17 protein-coding genes are annotated in these 17248 nt (G+C 69.4%); 14 read left to right on the top strand and 3 right to left on the bottom strand.

Features of this window, described 5'->3' with window-relative positions; translation table 11 throughout:
* The first annotated feature begins 20 nt into the window (after nt 1-20).
* Both HALOF300_RS27695 and HALOF300_RS06240 read left to right on the top strand, forming a co-directional pair.
* Nucleotides 21-212, top strand: coding sequence for a type II toxin-antitoxin system HicA family toxin (locus HALOF300_RS27695; RefSeq protein WP_156740085.1), 192 nt, complete (start codon nt 21-23; stop codon nt 210-212).
* Nucleotides 209-586 (top strand): type II toxin-antitoxin system HicB family antitoxin, encoded by a 378-nt coding sequence (locus tag HALOF300_RS06240; protein WP_156740084.1) that lies wholly within the window; start codon nt 209-211, stop codon nt 584-586. Before HALOF300_RS27695 ends, HALOF300_RS06240 begins: the two co-directional genes overlap by 4 nt.
* 89 nt (nt 587-675) lie before the next feature.
* Here HALOF300_RS06240 and hutH read toward each other — a convergent pair whose 3' ends face one another.
* Nucleotides 676-2226 carry a histidine ammonia-lyase gene (gene hutH / locus HALOF300_RS06235; RefSeq protein WP_156740083.1) on the bottom strand — a complete coding sequence of 517 codons (1551 nt, stop codon included), beginning with the start codon at nt 2224-2226 and terminating at the stop codon, nt 676-678.
* Between the two features lie 135 nt (nt 2227-2361).
* On the opposite strand from hutH, the gene HALOF300_RS06230 reads away from it, so the two are divergent.
* Nucleotides 2362-2958, top strand: coding sequence for a dihydrofolate reductase family protein (locus HALOF300_RS06230; protein WP_156740082.1), 597 nt, complete (start codon nt 2362-2364; stop codon nt 2956-2958).
* A 163-nt stretch (nt 2959-3121) separates the two neighbouring features.
* A complete protein-coding gene (locus HALOF300_RS06225) occupies nt 3122-3409 on the top strand; it encodes a hypothetical protein (RefSeq protein ID WP_156740081.1) in 288 nt (95 codons plus the stop codon).
* 350 nt (nt 3410-3759) lie between these two features.
* On the opposite strand, the gene HALOF300_RS06215 is transcribed toward HALOF300_RS06225, so the two are convergent.
* Nucleotides 3760-4908 (bottom strand): ROK family protein, encoded by a 1149-nt coding sequence (locus HALOF300_RS06215; protein ID WP_156740079.1) that lies wholly within the window; start codon nt 4906-4908, stop codon nt 3760-3762.
* Nucleotides 4909-5261: 353 nt separating this feature from the next.
* Between HALOF300_RS06215 and HALOF300_RS06210 the strand changes: the two genes are divergently transcribed.
* The 10 genes from HALOF300_RS06210 (at nt 5262) to HALOF300_RS06165 (ending at nt 16109) form a co-directional block, all read left to right on the top strand.
* Nucleotides 5262-6638 carry an ABC transporter substrate-binding protein gene (locus HALOF300_RS06210; protein ID WP_197522352.1) on the top strand — a complete coding sequence of 459 codons (1377 nt, stop codon included), beginning with the start codon at nt 5262-5264 and terminating at the stop codon, nt 6636-6638.
* Nucleotides 6638-7606: a carbohydrate ABC transporter permease gene (locus HALOF300_RS06205; protein WP_156740077.1), complete on the top strand. Its 969-nt coding sequence runs from the start codon at nt 6638-6640 to the stop codon at nt 7604-7606. The genes HALOF300_RS06210 and HALOF300_RS06205 overlap by 1 nt, the downstream gene beginning before the upstream one ends.
* Nucleotides 7607-7652: 46 nt before the next feature.
* Nucleotides 7653-8504, top strand: a complete 852-nt coding sequence (locus HALOF300_RS06200) for a carbohydrate ABC transporter permease (RefSeq protein WP_231955097.1) — start codon at nt 7653-7655, stop codon at nt 8502-8504.
* 81 nt (nt 8505-8585) lie between these two features.
* Nucleotides 8586-10490 carry a glycosyl hydrolase family 28-related protein gene (locus tag HALOF300_RS06195; protein ID WP_156740075.1) on the top strand — a complete coding sequence of 635 codons (1905 nt, stop codon included), beginning with the start codon at nt 8586-8588 and terminating at the stop codon, nt 10488-10490.
* Nucleotides 10487-11710 carry a Gfo/Idh/MocA family protein gene (locus HALOF300_RS06190; RefSeq protein WP_197522351.1) on the top strand — a complete coding sequence of 408 codons (1224 nt, stop codon included), beginning with the start codon at nt 10487-10489 and terminating at the stop codon, nt 11708-11710. The genes HALOF300_RS06195 and HALOF300_RS06190 overlap by 4 nt, the downstream gene beginning before the upstream one ends.
* 3 nt (nt 11711-11713) lie before the next feature.
* Complete coding sequence (locus HALOF300_RS06185) at nt 11714-12718, top strand: acetylxylan esterase (protein ID WP_156740074.1); 1005 nt, start codon at nt 11714-11716, stop codon at nt 12716-12718.
* Nucleotides 12719-13064: 346 nt separating this feature from the next.
* Nucleotides 13065-13877 carry an IclR family transcriptional regulator gene (locus HALOF300_RS06180; protein WP_156740073.1) on the top strand — a complete coding sequence of 271 codons (813 nt, stop codon included), beginning with the start codon at nt 13065-13067 and terminating at the stop codon, nt 13875-13877.
* Nucleotides 13878-13928: 51 nt separating this feature from the next.
* Complete coding sequence (locus HALOF300_RS06175; RefSeq protein ID WP_156740072.1) at nt 13929-14534, top strand: dihydrofolate reductase family protein; 606 nt, start codon at nt 13929-13931, stop codon at nt 14532-14534.
* Nucleotides 14535-14559: 25 nt separating this feature from the next.
* The gene (locus tag HALOF300_RS06170) at nt 14560-14895 is read left to right on the top strand and encodes a YciI family protein (RefSeq protein WP_156740071.1); all 336 of its coding nucleotides are present in this window, start codon (nt 14560-14562) and stop codon (nt 14893-14895) included.
* Nucleotides 14892-16109, top strand: coding sequence for an RNA polymerase sigma factor (locus HALOF300_RS06165; protein ID WP_156740070.1), 1218 nt, complete (start codon nt 14892-14894; stop codon nt 16107-16109). Before HALOF300_RS06170 ends, HALOF300_RS06165 begins: the two co-directional genes overlap by 4 nt.
* 21 nt (nt 16110-16130) lie before the next feature.
* Here HALOF300_RS06165 and HALOF300_RS06160 read toward each other — a convergent pair whose 3' ends face one another.
* Nucleotides 16131-16946, bottom strand: a complete 816-nt coding sequence (locus HALOF300_RS06160; RefSeq protein WP_156740069.1) for a class I SAM-dependent methyltransferase — start codon at nt 16944-16946, stop codon at nt 16131-16133.
* Nucleotides 16947-17248 lie beyond the last annotated feature (302 nt).

Genomic DNA, 17248 nt, shown 5'->3' with positions numbered 1-17248 from the left:
ACCCTCCTAGGCTTACGCTCATGAAGCGTGCCCACCTGATGAAGCAGCTCAGACGGCATGCGAAGGCACTCGGGTGCGAGATGGTCCTCACCGAGGGGTCAAGTCACACCAAGGTCGTAATCGGAGAGGCTCGCACCGTCGTTCCTAGACACCGCGAGATCAACGAATTGACGGCCACGGCGATCCTGCGGCAGATGGGAGTCCTGAAGTGAAGGTAACGGCGGTCGCCACCCGCACTGGCGAGTGGTGGGCCATCCAGGTGCCCGAGGTTCCGGGAGTCTTCACGCAGGCGAAGCGGCTGGAGCAGGTGCCGGACACGGTCGCGGACGCCGTCGCGACGATGCTCGAGGTGCCTGCGGACTCCGTGGACGTCGAGGTCCGGCCCGTCCTGGGACAAGGGCTCGAGGATCTCGTGCGTGGTGCACGAGAGGCGGTCGCGGAGGCGACGACGGCCCAGGAGCGTGCCTCGACGCAGATGCGCTTGGCGGTAAGTACATTGCGCGTGCGACTCACGACGCGCGACGTCGCCGCCGTGCTCGGGGTGACCCACCAGCGCGTGTCGCAGTTGGACAAGTCCGCGCGGTGAGTTCGGCCTGACCGATGGTGCTGTGGTGGTTGCCACTTCAGCACGCTCACCAGCGCCAGCCCCGCCCGCGCGGACGATGCCGGCACTGCCTACCGCAGCGGCCCCGTGACCGCCTCCGCCGCAGCCAGCACCGATCCGTCCGCCACCGCCGCCGTCACCGCGGCGATCTGCGGCGCCACCGGCTCGTCCGGCCCTGGCCCCGGTGCGCCCGCGGCGCGCAGCGCGTCCCGCACCGCCGCGGTCGCCGGCCCCGGTTCGAGCGGGCGGCGCAGGTCCAGGCCGCGGGCCGCGGTGAGCAGTTCGATGGCGACGACCGAGCGCAGCCCGTCGACGGCGCGACGCAGCTTGCGCGCGGCGGCCCAGCCCATCGAGACGTGGTCCTCCTGCATCGCCGAGCTCGGGATGGAGTCGACGCTCGCCGGCACCGCGAGGCGTTTGAGCTCGGAGACGATCCCGGCCGCGGTGTACTGCGCGATCATCAGCCCGGAGTCCACGCCCGGGTCGTCGGCCAGGAACGGTGGCAACCCGTTGCTGCGGCCCCGGTCCAGGAATCGGTCGGTGCGGCGCTCGCTCATCGACGCCACGTCCGCGACGGCGATCGCCAGGAAGTCGGCGACGTAGCCGATCGGGGCGCCATGGAAGTTGCCGTTCGACTCCACCCGCCCATCGGGCGTGACCACGGGATTGTCGACGGCGGAGGCCAGCTCGCGCTCGGCCGTCGCGTTCGCGTGGGCAAGGGTGTCGCGGGCTGCGCCGTGCACCTGCGGTGCACAGCGCAGCGAGTACGCGTCCTGCACCCGGGTGCACGCGGCCGGGTCGCGGTGGCTGGCCAGGATCGGGCTGCCGGCGAGCAGGGTGCGCAGGTTCGCGGCCGAGTCGGCCTGGCCGGGATGCGGGCGCAGCGCCTGCAGGTCGGCGGCGAACGCGGCGTCGGTGCCGAGCAGCGCCTCGACGCTCATCGCTGCCGCGACGTCCGCGGTCCGCAGGATCAGCGTCAGGTCATGTGCGGCGAGCACGAGCATGCCGAGCATGCCGTCGGTGCCGTTGATCAGCGCCAGGCCCTCCTTCTCGGCGAGCTCGACCGGGGCGAGCCCGGCCCGGGCGAGCGCCTCGCCCGCGGGCGCTGCCACGCCGTCGGGCATTGTCACGGAGCCCTCACCGATGAGGGCGAGCGCCACGTGCGCGAGCGGTGCGAGGTCGCCGGAGCAGCCGAGCGAGCCGTACTCGTGGACCACCGGAGTCAGGCCTGCCGAGAGCATCGCGGCATAGGCGAGGGCGGTCTCGCGGCGCACCCCGGTGCGGCCGGTGGCGAGGGTGGACAGGCGCAGCAGCATCAGTGCGCGGACCACCTCACGCTCCACCTCGGGCCCGGCGCCGGCGGCGTGGGAGCGGATCAGGCCGCGCTGCAGCTGGGCGCGGCGCTCGGGCGGAATCGGCGTGGTGGCGAGGGCCCCGAAACCGGTGGAGACGCCGTAGTGCGGCTGGGAGTCGTCGGCGAGGGTCTCGATCACGGTGCGGCTGGCGTCGATCGCGGCCAGCGCGTCGGGGCGCAGTTCCACGCGGGCGCCACGGCGCGCGACGGCGACCACCTGCTCCGGGGTGACCGGCCCGGGACCGACCTCGACGACCTCGATGTCCATGTCCACATCCCACTGCGCGGGCGTTCACAAACCCAGTCCTGCGCGGCGCATGTCGTCTGGGATGACAGACGCGCATACCATCGATGGCTGAACCTTGGGGAGGGTCCCCCGGGTGGTCGACCCCGAAAGGTCAACATGCGCAGACTCCACTACTTCATCGCCGTCACCCTCGACGGCTTCATCGCGGGCCCGGACGGCGCCGACCCGACCGGCCCGAACGGCTTCTGGCCCATCGCCCCGGACTACCTGGAGCACTTCGTGGCGCAGTACCCGGAGGCGTTGCCCGTGCAGGCCCGGGAGGCACTGTCTGTCACGGCGGAAGGTACGCGCTTCGACACCGTGCTCGAGGGGCGGCGCAGCTACGAGATCGGGCTCGCGGCCGGGATCCCGGACGCCTTCCCGCACCTGCGGCACCTGGTGTTCTCCCGGACCCTGACCGAGGTTCCCGCCTCGGACGTCGAGCTGGTCGCGGACGACCCGGTGGCCACGGTGCGTGAACTGAAGCAGCAGCCCGGGAAGGACATCTGGCTGCTGGGTGGAGCCGAACTGGCCGGATCGCTGTACGCCGAGATCGACGCCCTGACGCTCAAGGTCGCGCCGCTGACCATCGGCACCGGGATCCCGCTGTTCTCGCAGAAGGCGGCGTTCGATCCGCGCACGTGGACGATGGCCGGCCACACCGTGTTGGAGAGCGGGGGGATGTTCCTCAGTTACGAGCGCCCCCGCGACTGAGCGGGCCTGGGCGACGAGCCGACCGTGAGTCAGCCCGCCGGCCTCGCCGTTGTGGGTGTGTCGATCGTCAACCCTTGGCGGTTGGAACGGGCTGAGGTGCAGGGACTTCGAGACCGAGCAAAATCAGGCTGACGCGCCGAGGCGGCCCTGCGAGCATGACGCCATGGAGGTCTTTCTGCTGCAGCACATTCATCACGGCGGCGAGCCAGGTGAGGCTGTGCACCGTGACTATGAGGTACTCGACGGCGCCGTGGCGTACGACGACGACCTCGACGACGCGAAGATCGTCGGCGTCTACAGCACGGAGTTGGCGGTCTTCGCCGCGATGGACCGGGCTCGCCAGCGGGAGGGATTCCGTGACGAGCCGGATTGCTTCATGGTAGATACGTACCTACTCGATGAAGACCAGTGGACGACGGGCTATGTGACGCTCTCGCCGGACGACGACTGAGGTTGTAATCGAAAGCCGACGGTCACGTCGGCACGTGCCCGATCATGGGCAATGATCGAACGCGACGTTCCGATGTTGACAAGCCTGGACCTCGAGGTGGACGCCGCCCACATCTACTTGGCCGGAGAGATCGCTTAAGGGGCGGTGGCTCGGACGGTCGTCATCGGGGACGCGCGGCTGGCCCGGATGGTCAACCTCGACCGGGACGTCGACGGCAGGCTAGTCGGAATCGAGGTGGTTGGCGCAAGCGCGATCCTGCCGCCCACGCTGCTCGACTCGCTCCAGACCCGAGCGACCCGGTGCGAATCGGCCCACCTGTGGTCTGTGCCGCAGACTCGGCGACGGCGCGTTCAGGTCCAGCGCTGGTCGAGCAGCAGGGTGTCGATATAGTCCAGGGTCCGGCGGATAGCGCCGACCGTGATCGCGTCGTCGCCGAGCCGGGTCAACTCGATCGTGGCCGGGAACAGCACGTCGGCGTTGACCTCTTCGCGAAGCCTGTTCAGAAGATAGTCACCCGAACGCGCCAGGTGCCCCCCGAGGACGATCATCTCGGGATCGAGTGCATGCTGGATGACCCGCACCCCTCGGGCCAGGTCGCGGACGAATCGCGTGGTGAACTTGGATGCGGCCTGATCGCCATGCGCTGCCGCATCGAAGACCTGCTCCGCAGCATGCCCGGGACGCTTGTCACCGGCCAGTTCGACGAGTTCGGTCAGGTAGTCCTCGGGCTTGCCCCAGTGCAGGTCGCGAATGGTGCCGAACTCGCCGGCGGCTCCGTTGCGTCCACGTAGCAGCTTGCCGCCGACGATGACTCCGACGCCGAGTCGCAGGCCGGTCAGGAGGAAGACCACGTCCTGGCATGGCTGTGCCACGCCCTGCCAATGCTCGCCGAGGGCCGCCAGTCGCGCGTGATTCTCCACGAACACCGGGCACTGCAGGACGGACTCCGCCTCGGTACGCAGGTCCAGGTCGTGCCAGGAGGGAACGGCCCAACTCCTCGTGATCCGGCCGTCGGTGGATACCACCCCCGGCACGCCGATGCTGGTGGCCCGCAGTGAACTGCGGGGCACCCCGGCCGTGGTGAGGCAAGCCTCCACCGCGTCGCGGACCCGCGTGACCAGGTCGGGTGCGGCGTCGTCGAGCTCCACCTCCTGGGTGTCGGTGGCGAGCACGGTGCCGCGCAGGTCCCCGAGCGCGGTGACCAGTCGGGCGCCGTCGAAGCCGATCCCCACGACGTGGCCGGCGCCCTGTCGGAACCGGAACCGCGAGGCCGGCCGGCCGGCCGTGGTGGAAGGGAGCGGTTCGACCTGCTCAATGAGGCCTCGTGCGTTGAGCTCTTTGATCGACTCGTCGAGCGTTGTCCGCGCGAGCCCGGTGAGTGTGCGCAGTTCGGTGCGAGTGGGCTCCCCTTGCTCGCGGATCGTCCGAAGCGTGAGCTCGGCGTTCAGTCGCCTGAGCATTGAAGGGTCGGCCCCTCCGGCCCCGGTGCCCTTGGTCATCCCCTACTCCGATCCGTGGTTGCAGCGAATGGTGCCACATCGAGTCATCCGTCCAGCCCGGCCGTCCCGCGCTCTTGACATTACGCCGAGACCTAGGCATATTAACACCACCGGCCACGAAGACGCCCTGACGCTCACGACGCTGACCCGTCCCGTACCGGTGCTAGCAAGCTCGTGATAGCCCCTCACAGGCCGTGCCGGACCGGGACCAACGGACGTTCACGGGCTTCGGAACGCGCCGTTCGGGGCGGCCCCCGCCGCGCCCACCAGACGATTCCGCTCACTCTCATCGTGGAGGACCCATGACCATGCACACCCTTACTCAGGCAACGCCGACCAGACGGACAATGCTGGTGGGCGCAGCCAGCCTCGCGGGTGCCGCGGCACTCGCCGCCTGTAGCCAGTCCGGCGGCTCGCCGAGCCCGAGCGGCACCGGGAGCGGGACGAGCACCGGTGCCACCCCGGCCGCGGTCACGATCTCGGTCTCGGGTATGCCGGACAAGCAGACCTTTCCGGAGGCGAACGCCCAGTTCCTCGAGGATGTCGCTGCCTTCGAAGAGTTGTACCCGCACATCACCGTCGACCCGCGCGCAACGGGCTGGCAACCCGACACGTTCCCGGCACGGCTTGCCGGCGGTCAGCTCGAGACCGTCTTCCAGGTGCCGGTCACGGAGGCACCGACCCTGATCCGGCACGGCCAGGTGGTTCCGATCACTGACTTCCTGGCCGACCTGGAGGGTTCGGACCTGCTCAACGAGCGAGTGTTGGAGCCGGTCAGCGTCGACGGTGAGCTGTACGGCATCCCGGTGCGGTCCCACTCGCTCGGGCTGATCTACAACCGCAGCCTGTTCGAGGCGGCGGGGCTGGACCCCGACGCGCCACCGACTACCTGGGACGAGGTGCGCGAGGCCGCCAGGGCGATCACCGCCCTCGGTGACGGAGTGGCAGGTTTCGCGGTCGGCACCAAGAACGGCACAGAGGGCGGCGGCATGTACGCCGCGATCAACGCGAGCTTCGGCGATGACACCTTCGTCGTGGAGGAGGACGGGAGCACGACGATCACGTTCGACAGCGAGGCGGGTCGTCGCGCGATGAGTTTCCTGCACGATGTCCGATGGCAGGACGACGCCTGGCCGGGTCAGACCATTCTCGGCATCGATGACGTCAAGCAGTTGATCGCGACGGAACGTCTCGGCCTGTGGGTCCACGCGCCCGATCAGGTGCGCAGCCTGACGCTGAAGTTCGGCGTGGACCCGTCCACGATCGGCCTGGCGGCGATGCCGCAGGCAGGCGGCGACGCCACCCAGCTAGGTGGCTCCATGGCGCTGTTCAACCCGGCTGCGTCACCAGAACAGCTCACTGCGGCGAGCCAGTGGATCTGGTTCGAGTACCTGCGCAAGTACCTCGATCCCGAGGTGGCCGCCGCCGAGGCCGAGGCACTCCGTGGCGACCCCGCCAATCTGGTGGGCATCCCCGAGTTGCCGATCTTCACCGGCGACCTCTACGAGCGTTACAACGAGGCGATCGCGCCGTTCGTCAACGCCCCACTGGAGAACTACGCGGACTACATCGAACGCATCGACGAACTGCGGCTGGTCCCGGAGCCGAACGCGCAGATCAAGTCGGTGCTCAACCGGATGGTCCAGCAGGCGGTCACCGAGCAGGACGTGGACGTCGAGGCAATGCTGGCCGACGGCGCGGGCGAGGCCGAGCAGGCAGCGTCCCGCTGATGGCGGTGTTGGACGAGCGGCGGCCACGGCCTGACCGGGCCCCCTTTGCGGGCGGCGCCGGTCAGGCGGCGCCCCCAGAGCGGCGTCGTCGCCTCAGCCTCACTCGTAGCACCGGGCTCGGCTACGTGTTCCTGGCGCCGGCACTGGTGGCGTTCGGGGTGTTCTCCTGGTTCCCGATCGGGCGTGGCATCGTCCTCTCGTTCCAGAGCGTCAACTTCGCCACCGAGTCGGTCTGGGTCGGCGTGGAGAACTACGCCGCGCTCCTCCGGGACTCGTTGTTCCTCGTGGCCTGGCGCAACACCGCCGTGTTCACGGCGCTGAGCCTGGTGGTCGGGTTCGTGGTCCCGCTGATCCTCGCCGGCGTGATCAACGAGGTGCGGCGGGGCGGACATGTGTTCCGGGCGATCGCCTACCTCCCGGTGGTGCTGCCGCCGGTGGTCTCGTTGCTGCTCTGGAAGTGGTTCTTCGATCCCGACGTCGGCCTGGCGAACACGATCCTTCGGGCGTTCGGTGGCGAAGGGCTCCGCTGGATCTACGACCCGGCGACCGCCATCCCGTCGTTGGTGCTCGTCGACACCTGGGCCTCGTTCGGCTCGGCGATGCTGATCTACTGTGCGGCTCTGCGCGGGATCGCGCCCGGCCTGTATGAGGCCGCGGAGCTCGACGGCGCCGGATTCGTGCGCAAGATCGTGCATATCACGCTGCCGCAGATGCGGTACATCCTGCTGGTCACACTGTTGTTGCACCTGATCGGCAACATGCAGGTCTTCACCGAGCCGTACGTCCTCACCGGAGGCGGGCCGAACGGTGCCACGACCACGATCGCGCTGCAGATCTACGACTATGCGTTCCGCTACAACGACTATGGCGCTGCTGCCGCGGCGAGTGTGGTCCTCGGCCTCGTACTTGCCGTCGCCACCGGGCTGTATCTGTGGGCTACCCGGAGGTGGTCGGGCAATGACAACTGACCAGATCCGGCCCCGGCGTCCCCAGTCGCCTCGTCGACCGAGGCCGTTGGAACGTGGCATCGTTTCGCCGCTGGCCTACCGACGGCCACGTGGACGTCTCGGCGGGGCGCTCGTCTGGCTCGGTCTCGCCGCCGTGCTCGGACTGATCGCGATCGGGCCCATCTACTGGATGCTGACGAGTTCGTTCAAGGACACGCAGGAATTGCTGCAGACACCACCGACGTGGCTGCCCGCGGTCTGGCATCTAGACAACTACGTCACCGCGTGGACCGTTCTCGAACTGCCCCGCTACATCCTGAACACCTTGGTGATCGCGGGCGGCACGGTGCTGACCGAACTGGTCGTCGCCTCGACGGCTGCCTACTCCCTGTCCGTCCTACGGCCCCGCGGCGGCGGCGTGGTGTTCGGCGCCATCATCGCGACCCTGTTCATCCCGGCCACGATCATCTTCGTCCCACTGTTCGTGACCATCCGTGACCTCGGCCTGATCAACAACCCGCTCGCGATCTGGCTGCCCGCCGCGGCCAGCGCGTTCAACGTGTTCCTGCTCAAGCGGTTCTTCGACCAGATCCCGCGGGAACTGCTCGACGCGAGCCGGATCGACGGGGCCACCCGCATGCAGACGCTGCGGCTGATCGTGCTACCGATGTCGAAGCCGATCCTGTCCGTCGTCGGGATCCTGGCCCTGATGGCGTCCTGGAAGTCATTCCTGTGGCCGATGCTCGTCCTTCCCGACCCCCGGCTGCAGCCGGTGTCGGTGATGCTGGCCCGGATCGGGGAGGACGTCGAACTCAAGTTCCTGCTCGCCGCGCTGGTCATGTCCAGCATCCCGGTGGTGGTCCTGTTCCTGATCTTCCAGCGCCGGATCATCGACGGACTCGGCTACATCCAGCGTTGACCCCTCGCACTCGGCGCCACCCACCCACCCAGCCATTCACTCGCACGCCCGCATCCTGCACATCACTCGAAGGAGAGTCACATGAGGACGACAGCCACGACCGAACCAGCCAGGCCTGCCGACCTGCTTGCCCGGAGGGGCCTGCTCGGTGCACTCGGCGTGGCCGGCGCCGCTATCCCCTTGGCGTTCGCCGGCCCGGCCCGGGCCGAGCCGGAGGCCGCCCCCGCCACGACGTCCTCGTTCGACGTGCGGGACTTCGGCGCTCTCGGGGACGGCAGCACCGATGACACCCAGGCATTCCGGGACACCGTCGCGGCCGTGGCAGCCGCCGGTGGCGGCCGGATGCACGTGCCCGCCGGCGTGTACATGATCTCGGGGCCGGTCTACCTGACGTCGGACATGGTCCTGGCAGGTGACGGTGATGCGTCGGTGATTCGAGCCACCCTCACCAGCGGTTGGACCACGGCTGACCGGCAGAAGGGCATCCTGAACATCGTCGGTGCGGTCAGGGTGCAGGTGCGTGACCTGTGCGTCGACCAGAACAGCTCGCAGCGGGAGCTCGCGCACTACGTGCAGTACTCGATGCTCCTCAACACGACCGAGGACATCGCCATCACGAATGTGACCTTCCGTGACGCCGGGCTGCGCAAGGAGGTGTCCCGACCGACCGGTCCGATCCTCGCCGTGTTCGCCAACGAGGAGAACGCCCCGAGCCCGGCGGGCGGCGGGGTCGGCGGGAACTACCGCGTGTACGTAGGTAACTGCCGGTTCCTCCAGCAGGGCGCGGCCCAGGTGCAGTTCGGGATCCGGGTCCGATCCGACTGGCAGGCCGACATCCCGCTGGAGGCGTACGAGCACTACAACGACGACATCGTCTTCGAGAACTGCCACTTCGACGGCTATTTCCTCAGGGAGGGCATCGAGTTCGCCGGACGGACCAATCGCTTCAACCAGGCCATCGGTTGTACCTTCGTGGGGCAGTACTCCACCGCGATCGACTTCGACAAGGGCACCAGCTACAGCGTCGCGGCCTTCAACCGGATCGACGGCATCCGCCAGCCCGAGGAGAACGTCCCGGACCCCAACATCCTGTTCTTCCCGATCACCGACCACGGAGCGCTGTACACGTTCGGGCCGTACTTCAACGTCGGCAACGTGATCGCCTACAACACGATCACCGCCTGCGCGACCCCGGGTGCTGGCAATGACCTCGAGGCTGCCTTCTATGTCGCAGGAACCCGGGACACTCGCATCATCGGCAACACCGTCGATGGATTCCACGGTGGAGCAGTCGGCGGCGGTCTGCGGCTCGATGTCGACGAGGTCCGTGGTCTGATCCTTCGGGACAATGTGTTCAAGGGGGTCAACTGGGGGATCCGGACGCCGGCCACCGAGCGACCCGCGCACTTCCAGGACACGCTGCACGACGTCGTCATCGCCGACAACACGATCGAGGCGGCCGGCCGGACGATCTGGCTGACCACGGCAGCGCCGGGAGGCAAGCACTTCCGGATCCACGGGAACCGGCTCGCCACCGGCGGTGCCGCCACACCGAACGTCGAGACGGGGCAGCAGGTGGCACTGCTCTTCACCGGCAACGCCGTCACGGGCGGCGACGTGGGTGTGCTCCAGTTCAGCCCACGGGCGGTCCTCTCGACGAACGTGATCAGCGGTGCCGCCACCGCATCGATCGATGTTCGTGCGGAGACCACCGTGCTCGCGAACGTGACCGACGACGCGGCGACGAACGACCTGGTCACATCGGACGGCACCCGACTGCCGACGCTCGTGGCCAACTCGTTCGCAGGTCCCGATGCTGCCTTGGGGCCCGCGATCAGCTACGCCGAGGCGCAGCCGAGTACGGGGACCTGGCGCGCCGGCGACCAGGTGTACCGCAGTCGGCCGTCAGCGGGTGCACCGTTCGGATGGGTGTGCGTGGCGGCCGGCACTCCCGGCACCTGGCGCGCGATCGTCGCCGCCCGATGACCGCCTTCCCGGCCGCGTCGGGGTCCATGGACCTTCTCGCCGACGATGACCTCCGCATCGGCCTGATCGGCTACGGCCGCCGTGGTCGTGCCCTTGGCCTGATCCACCGCCCACGAGCGGGCTCGGTGATCGCCGCGGTGCTCGACCCCAGCGATACCGCACGAGCCGAGGCGGCGGGCGCGTTCGGTGCCACAACGACGCTCTGCGCCAACCTCCCGCAGATTCTCGACCCGGCGCTCGGCCTGGATGCGGTCATCGTCGCCAGTCCGGACGCGATCCACGAGGAGCAGGTGGTGCCGGCCCTCGAGGCAGGGCTACCCGTCTACCTGGAGAAGCCCATCGCGATCACGACCGCCTCGGCGGATCGGATCCTGCGGGCATCGGAGCGCACAGGAACACCGCTCTACGTGGGTCACAACCTGCGTCACATGCCCTTCGCAGCCACGATGAAGGAGGTCATCGACAGCGGCGCCATCGGTGAGGTGAAGACGATCTGGTGCCGGCATTTCGTCGGCAGAGTCGGCGAGCTGTACTTCACCAACTGGCACGCAGATCGGCGCAACGTGAACAGCCTGCTCTTGGAGAAAGGTGCCCACGACCTCGACCTGATCCACTGGCTTGGCGGCGGGTTGACTGCACGTGTGCAGGCGTTCGGAGGTCGAGTGCTCTACGGCGACGACATGGTTGGACGGCCACCTCAGGACTCCGAGCCGCCGTGGTACCTCGATCCGGGCGACCCGGAGGCGGTCGCCGCCTGGCCACCGGCGACCGTACGTCGGTTGCATCAGGTGGTCGACGTCGAGGACATCTCACTGGTGAACCTTGAGCTGGACAACGGCGTGTTCGCCACCTATCAGCAGTGCCATTTCACTCCCGACTACTGGCGCAACTACACCGTGATCGGCACCGAGGGGCGCCTCGAGAATTTCGGGAACGGTGAGCCAGGCAGCCACGTGCTGGTCTGGGACCGCCGCCGGATGGGCTGGGGCGGCACCGCGGACCGTCGCATCGAGGTGCCGATGCGGTCGGGAACCCATTTCGGCGCCGACCGGCTGATCCTGGCCGACTTCCTTCGGACGCTGAGGGGCGCGCCGTCCGACCTCGGCACGGCCACGCCGCTCGCGGCTCGGTGGGCTGTGGCTGCGGCCGACGCTGCGACGCGATCGTTGCGGAGCGACGGCGGCCCTGTCGACGTGGCCGCGCCGGTGGGGGGAGGCTGACTGATGGTCCAGTTCGACCTGCCGTTGGCCCAACTGCGTGAGTACACCGCCGACCTGGTGGCGCCAGCGGACCTCCTGGAGTTCTGGCAGGAGACCCTGGCCGAGGGGACCGCGATGCTGGTGTCGTCGCCGAGGTTCGCGACGCCGTGGCGGCTTATCGACACTTACGACGTGACGTTCCGTGGGTACGCGGGCTCGCCAGTGCGGGCCTGGTTGTCAGTGCCCGCAGGCAACAGGACCCGCTTGCCGACAGTCGTGCAGTACCAGGGTTACAGCGGCGGACGATCGTTCCCTGAGAGTGCGAACGTGTGGGCGAGCGCCGGGTACGCCCACGTGGTCATGGACACCCGTGGTCAGGGATACGCCAACGGCGCACCCGCTCAGGCGACTCCGGACCCCTTGCTCGGGTCGGGCCACGCACCAGGATTCCTCACGGCCGGCGTCGAGAGCCCCGCCGAGTACTACTACCGGCGCGTCTACACCGACGCGGTGCGTCTCGTCCAGGCGCTTGGCGACTCGCCCCACGTGGACCCCGACCGGATCGCCGTGACTGGCAGGAGCCAGGGCGGCGGAGTGGCGCTCGCGGTGGCCGGGCTGGCGCACCTGGTGGGTCTGCGCCTCAGTGCGGTGCTGGCCGATGTCCCCTTCCTGTGTGCGTTTCCACGTGCCAATCAGGTCACCGACGCGGAGCCGTATCGCGAGATCGACCGGTACCTCGCCGGTTGGCGTGACCGGACCGAAGTTGTGTTCCGTACGCTCAGCTACTTCGATGCCGCACTTCTGGCCGCGACGGCACGTGCCGACGCGCTGTTCTCGGTCGGTCTCGTCGACCGGGTCACGCCACCGTCGACGGTCTTCGCGGCCTTCAACCGGTATGGCCTTGCGGCCGAGGAGGTGACGAAGGAGATTCGCGTCTACTCCCACAACGGCCATGAGGGCGGCGGCCAGTATCAGGTCCACGAGCAGGCCGCCTTCCTCGCAGCCCGGCTCCGTGGGGTTCAGGAGTGAAGCCGACGTGAAGGTGCACTCAAGACAGCCGCTGGACCCGATCCGTCGCCCTGATGACTCTGGTTGTGGCGGCGGTGCTCTGGACCTACCTGTGTGACGCGGCTTGTGTGTGCACGCGCCGGTGCAGACCCAGTGTCGCCGCGTACGCGTTGCGGTCTCGGCTCCGCATACTCGCGGCAGGCGCATCTGGCCCTGCTGGCCCGGCCGGTGCTAGCCCGGCTCGAGGACGCCCGGGTTCGCGGCCGTTGCTGGCCAACTAGCGCGTGGGCCTTCAGGCTCGGGATCGCCGTGTGCCACGCTTGGCGCGAGCGCGCACCGGCGTGGGTCCGCGCGATAGGGAGACGCGATGGCGACGAGCAGCTCGGTGCCGGCGGCCTCCCATGCGCTCGCGATCCTGCGCTACCTCGCCGCGCAGGCGGGCCCGGTACCCGCCGCCGCGATCGCCCGCGACCTCCGCCTGCCCCGCTCGAGCGTCTACCACCTGCTCGCAGTGCTGGAGCAGGACGGGTTCGCCGTGCACCTGCCCGAGGAGCGCCGGTACGGGTTGGGGGTGTCCGCGTTCGAGCTCGGGTCCGCCTACTCGCGCCAGGCGCCGCTGGCGCGACTGGCCCGGCCGGTGCTCGCCCGGCTCGTGGACACCGTGCACGAGTCCGCCCACCTGGCCGTGTTGCACGGGCGGGAGGTGCTCTACGTGGTGGAGGAGCGCGCCCGCGGCAGACCGCCGCTGGTCAGCGACGTCGGTGTGCGGCTGCCCGCGCAGCTGACCGCGAGCGGGCGCGCCATCCTCGCGGAGCTGCCCCGGGCGCAGGTGCGCGCCCTGTTCCCGAGTACCGACGCGTTCGTCGAGCGGCACGGCGCCGGCCCAACCACTCCGTCGGCGCTGCGTTCGCTCCTCGTCGACGTCCGCCGGACCGGGTACGCCACCGAGCATGGTGAGGTGACGCCCGGCTTCGCGTCCGTCGCCGTGGCCGTGTCCGACCACACCGGTCACCCGGTCGCGGGCCTCGCCATCACCTTCCCCACCGACGATGACATGCCCGACGGCGCAGCCTGGGCCGCGTACGCGGCCGCGGCCGGGCGGGCCGCGGCCACGCTGCGCGCGCGCATCGGCGGACGAACTCCGGAGGCCGGTGTCCGATCGGGGTCGAGCCGTTCGTAGTAGAGGTGAGGGCAGCCCGGGATGGGCGCCACGACGGAAGGGATGGCGATCATGAGACTGGTGACCAACACGCAGGTCTCGGTCGACGGGGTGATGCAGGCGAACGGGGGTCCGAACCCGGTCCTCGACCCCGGGATGGAGCGCGGCGGATGGGCCAGGCCGTTGTTCGACGACGAGTCACTGGCCTACGTCAACGAGGCGTACCAGCGCGCCGATGCGTTCCTGTTCGGCCGACGCACCTACGACCTGTTCGCCGGCTACTGGGGCGCGATGGGTCCGGAGAGCAACCCCATCGCTGACGCGCTGAACGCGCGGCCCAAGTACGTCGCGTCGAACACGCTCACCGACGCGGGCTGGGCGGACACGACGGTCCTCGCCGGTGACATCGCGCCAGCCATCCGTGAGCTGAAGGACAAGCCCGGCGGGGAACTGCAGGTGCACGGCAGCGGCCAGCTGGTCCGATGGCTGATCGAGCACCAACTCGTCGACGAGATCACCCTGCTCGTCTGCCCGGTGGTGGTCGGCCAGGGCACCCGGCTGTTCCCCGAGACCGGGCCCGACGCGGCGCTCGACCTGGTCGCCTCGCGGGCCTTCCCCAAGGGCATCACGCTGCAGGTGTACCGGCCCGCCGGTCGCCCGCAGTACGCCACCGACTGACAACCGCCAGAGGAGATGGGTTGACATGCAGTACCTGGTTTCCGTGATCGACAGCACCGCCGGCCTTGCCACCGACGAGGAGATGGCCGCGATCAACGAGTTCAACGACCGGCTCCAGGCCGAGGGCCACTGGGTCTTCGCCGGCGGCCTCGGGGCGCCCACCTCGGCCACGGTCATCGACAACCGCGGCGAGGAGGCGCTGTTCTCGGACGGGCCGTTCATCGAGTCGAAGGAGCACCTCGCCGGGCTCTGGATCTGGGAGGCGCCCGACCTGGATGTGGCGCTCCGGCTCGCCGCTGAGGGATCGAGGGCGTGCAACCGCAAACTCGAGGTACGGCCGTTCCTGACCTCGCTCGAGTGAGGGACCCCCACGAGGCGATCACCCGGGCCCACCGCGAGGAGTGGTCGCGGGTGGTCGCCTCGCTGACCCGGCGGTTCGGGGATCTCGACGTCGCCGAGGAGGCGGCCGCCGAGGCGTTCGCGACCGCCGTCGAGCGGTGGCCCGCCGACGGCGTGCCCCCGAACCCGGGTGGGTGGCTGACCACGACCGCGAACCACAAGGCCATCGACCGGATCCGGCGCGAGAACAAGCGCGAGGTCAAGCACAAGGAGGCCCAGGTGCGTTACGACGACCCGGCTGAGCCTCTTGGTGCCATCGATGACGAGCGGCTCCGGCTGATCTTCACCTGCGCTCATCCGGCCCTGGCGATGGAGGCCCGGGTCGCGCTGACCCTGCGCATGGTCGGCGGACTGACCGCGGCCGAGATCGGTCGCGCGTTCCTGGTGCGGGAGGACTCCATGACCCGCCGGATCACCCGTGCCAAGGTCAAGATCAAGGAAGCCGCCATCCCGTACCGGGTGCCCGACGCCGACGGTCTCCCGGCACGCGTGTCCGGAGTGCTCGCCGTGCTCTACCTCGTGTTCAACGAGGGCTACCTGTCCACGAGCCCCGACGCCGATCCCGTCCGGGCGGAGCTGACCGCCGAGGCGATCCGGCTCACGCGCCTGATCCGGGAGCTGTTGCCCCAGGACGGTGAGGTGGCCGGGCTGCTGGCCTTGATGCTGCTCATCGAGGCCCGCCGCCCGGCCAGGGTGTCGCCGGGCGGCGAGCTGGTCACGCTCGACGAGCAGGACCGGGGCGCCTGGGACGCGGCGCTCATCGCCGAGGGGCACCGGCTGGTGCGCGAGCGCCTGGCGACGGGAGCGGCTCCCGGCCGCTACCAGGTCCTCGCCGCGATCAACGCGGTGCACACCTCAGCCCGCACCATGGAGGAGACCGACTGGTCGCAGGTCGTCGCTCTCTACGACCAGCTTGTCCGCCTCGATCCATCTCCGATCGTGGCGCTCAACCGGGCCATCGCGATCGCCGAGCTCGACGGACCCGAGGTGGCGCTGGCCGCCGTCGACCGGCTTGTGGAACCGCTGGCCGGCTACCACTCCTTTCACGCGACCCGCGCGGACCTGTTGCGCCGCCTGGGCCGCAATCGGGATGCTCGTGCGGCATATGCCCTGGCCATCGAACTGGCGGGCAACACAGCCGAGGTTGCCGCCCTGACCAGGCGCCGTGACCTGTAGAAGAGGTCGCCGCCGTCGTGCTCAGGTAGACGGTCGACCCGCGCCGCCGGGCGCGGTGGGCTCCACCGGTGCCCGCTTGACCAGACGCGCACTGAGGTACCTGGTCTCGCCCGCAGCGAGCCGCGCATGGGTCCGCGTCCCCCGCAGCCCGGCGAACAGGTTGAAGGCACGATGGAACACGCGAGGGATCCACGCCGCGATCAGGGCACGACGGCGATCGTCGTCCAGGTCGAGTGCGGCCAGGACCCGCGGCGTGATGTCGCGCGTCTCCACGAGGTCCAGCCGACCGGACCTGAGCTGGCGACCAAGGGTGGCCATCCCGTCGGCTGACCGCAGGTCGGCGAACAGGAGATGGCCTCCCGGGCGCAGCACTCGGTGTACCTGCGCGAGGAACCGCTCCATCGAGTCGTAGCAGTGTGACGACTCCACGTTGACGACGACATCGAAGGAGTTGTCGGGGAAGGGCAGGTCGAGCGCATCACCCTGGACGAAGGTCAGGCCGGGGCCGACCCGGTCCCGTCGGCACAGGGCGATGGCCCTGCGGGAGAAGTCCAAGCCCGTCGTCGAGCGCGGATCGCGGTAGCGAGCGATGAACGATGCCCCGCCGCCGCGGCCGCAGCCGACCTCCAGCACGTCTGCTTCGCGCATCGGAGTCTCGCCGAGGACGTGGTCGTAGAGCTGGATGCACATGCGGTCGGGCTCGTCCGCGTCCTGGAGGTCCAGGTGCTGCCCGTCGGGGGGCGCGTAGCCGTAGTTCATGAAGGCCCACTCGGGCCGACGGACCCGCGCGGCGAGCAGCTCGTACAGTCCTCGCCAGGCGAGTTCGCGTGCGCTCATGACCGTCAGGCTACGGGTGTCCGGGCCGGTCACTCGGGCGATCCGTGACCATCGGATCCACGAGAGGGCGAATCGTGGCGGCCCGGGGACACCGCCGAGATCGCCACCCGGACCGGTCGCCGCGACAGGCTCGTGTGGTTCCCGGCGCAGGTCTGCCCGCAAGGGCGCATCACGGTGCCCTTCCGGCTGCACTCGCACCGCGAGTGTCGCGAACGTCGCATGACGATGATGGAGCAGACCTCAGCCTCCGCCACGACGGTAGTTCGGTCGCACTCCACAGCCATGAGGAGACCCATGGAGCC

This window comes from Occultella aeris, from assembly GCF_902703175.1.
GTDB classification, from domain to species: domain Bacteria; phylum Actinomycetota; class Actinomycetes; order Actinomycetales; family Beutenbergiaceae; genus Occultella; species Occultella aeris.
This window is presented reverse-complemented; position numbering and strand designations above follow the sequence as displayed.

Coding starts and splice junctions, on each gene's coding strand:
- HALOF300_RS06170 (WP_156740071.1), top strand. CDS start 14,560: ATGCAGTACCTGGTTTCCGTGATCGACAGCACCGCCGGCCTTGCCACC.
- hutH (WP_156740083.1), bottom strand. CDS start 2,226: ATGGACATCGAGGTCGTCGAGGTCGGTCCCGGGCCGGTCACCCCGGAG.
- HALOF300_RS06190 (WP_197522351.1), top strand. CDS start 10,487: ATGACCGCCTTCCCGGCCGCGTCGGGGTCCATGGACCTTCTCGCCGAC.
- HALOF300_RS06195 (WP_156740075.1), top strand. CDS start 8,586: ATGAGGACGACAGCCACGACCGAACCAGCCAGGCCTGCCGACCTGCTT.
- HALOF300_RS06230 (WP_156740082.1), top strand. CDS start 2,362: ATGCGCAGACTCCACTACTTCATCGCCGTCACCCTCGACGGCTTCATC.
- HALOF300_RS06160 (WP_156740069.1), bottom strand. CDS start 16,946: ATGAGCGCACGCGAACTCGCCTGGCGAGGACTGTACGAGCTGCTCGCC.
- HALOF300_RS06225 (WP_156740081.1), top strand. CDS start 3,122: ATGGAGGTCTTTCTGCTGCAGCACATTCATCACGGCGGCGAGCCAGGT.
- HALOF300_RS06185 (WP_156740074.1), top strand. CDS start 11,714: ATGGTCCAGTTCGACCTGCCGTTGGCCCAACTGCGTGAGTACACCGCC.
- HALOF300_RS06175 (WP_156740072.1), top strand. CDS start 13,929: ATGAGACTGGTGACCAACACGCAGGTCTCGGTCGACGGGGTGATGCAG.
- HALOF300_RS06180 (WP_156740073.1), top strand. CDS start 13,065: ATGGCGACGAGCAGCTCGGTGCCGGCGGCCTCCCATGCGCTCGCGATC.
- HALOF300_RS27695 (WP_156740085.1), top strand. CDS start 21: ATGAAGCGTGCCCACCTGATGAAGCAGCTCAGACGGCATGCGAAGGCA.
- HALOF300_RS06215 (WP_156740079.1), bottom strand. CDS start 4,908: ATGACCAAGGGCACCGGGGCCGGAGGGGCCGACCCTTCAATGCTCAGG.
- HALOF300_RS06205 (WP_156740077.1), top strand. CDS start 6,638: ATGGCGGTGTTGGACGAGCGGCGGCCACGGCCTGACCGGGCCCCCTTT.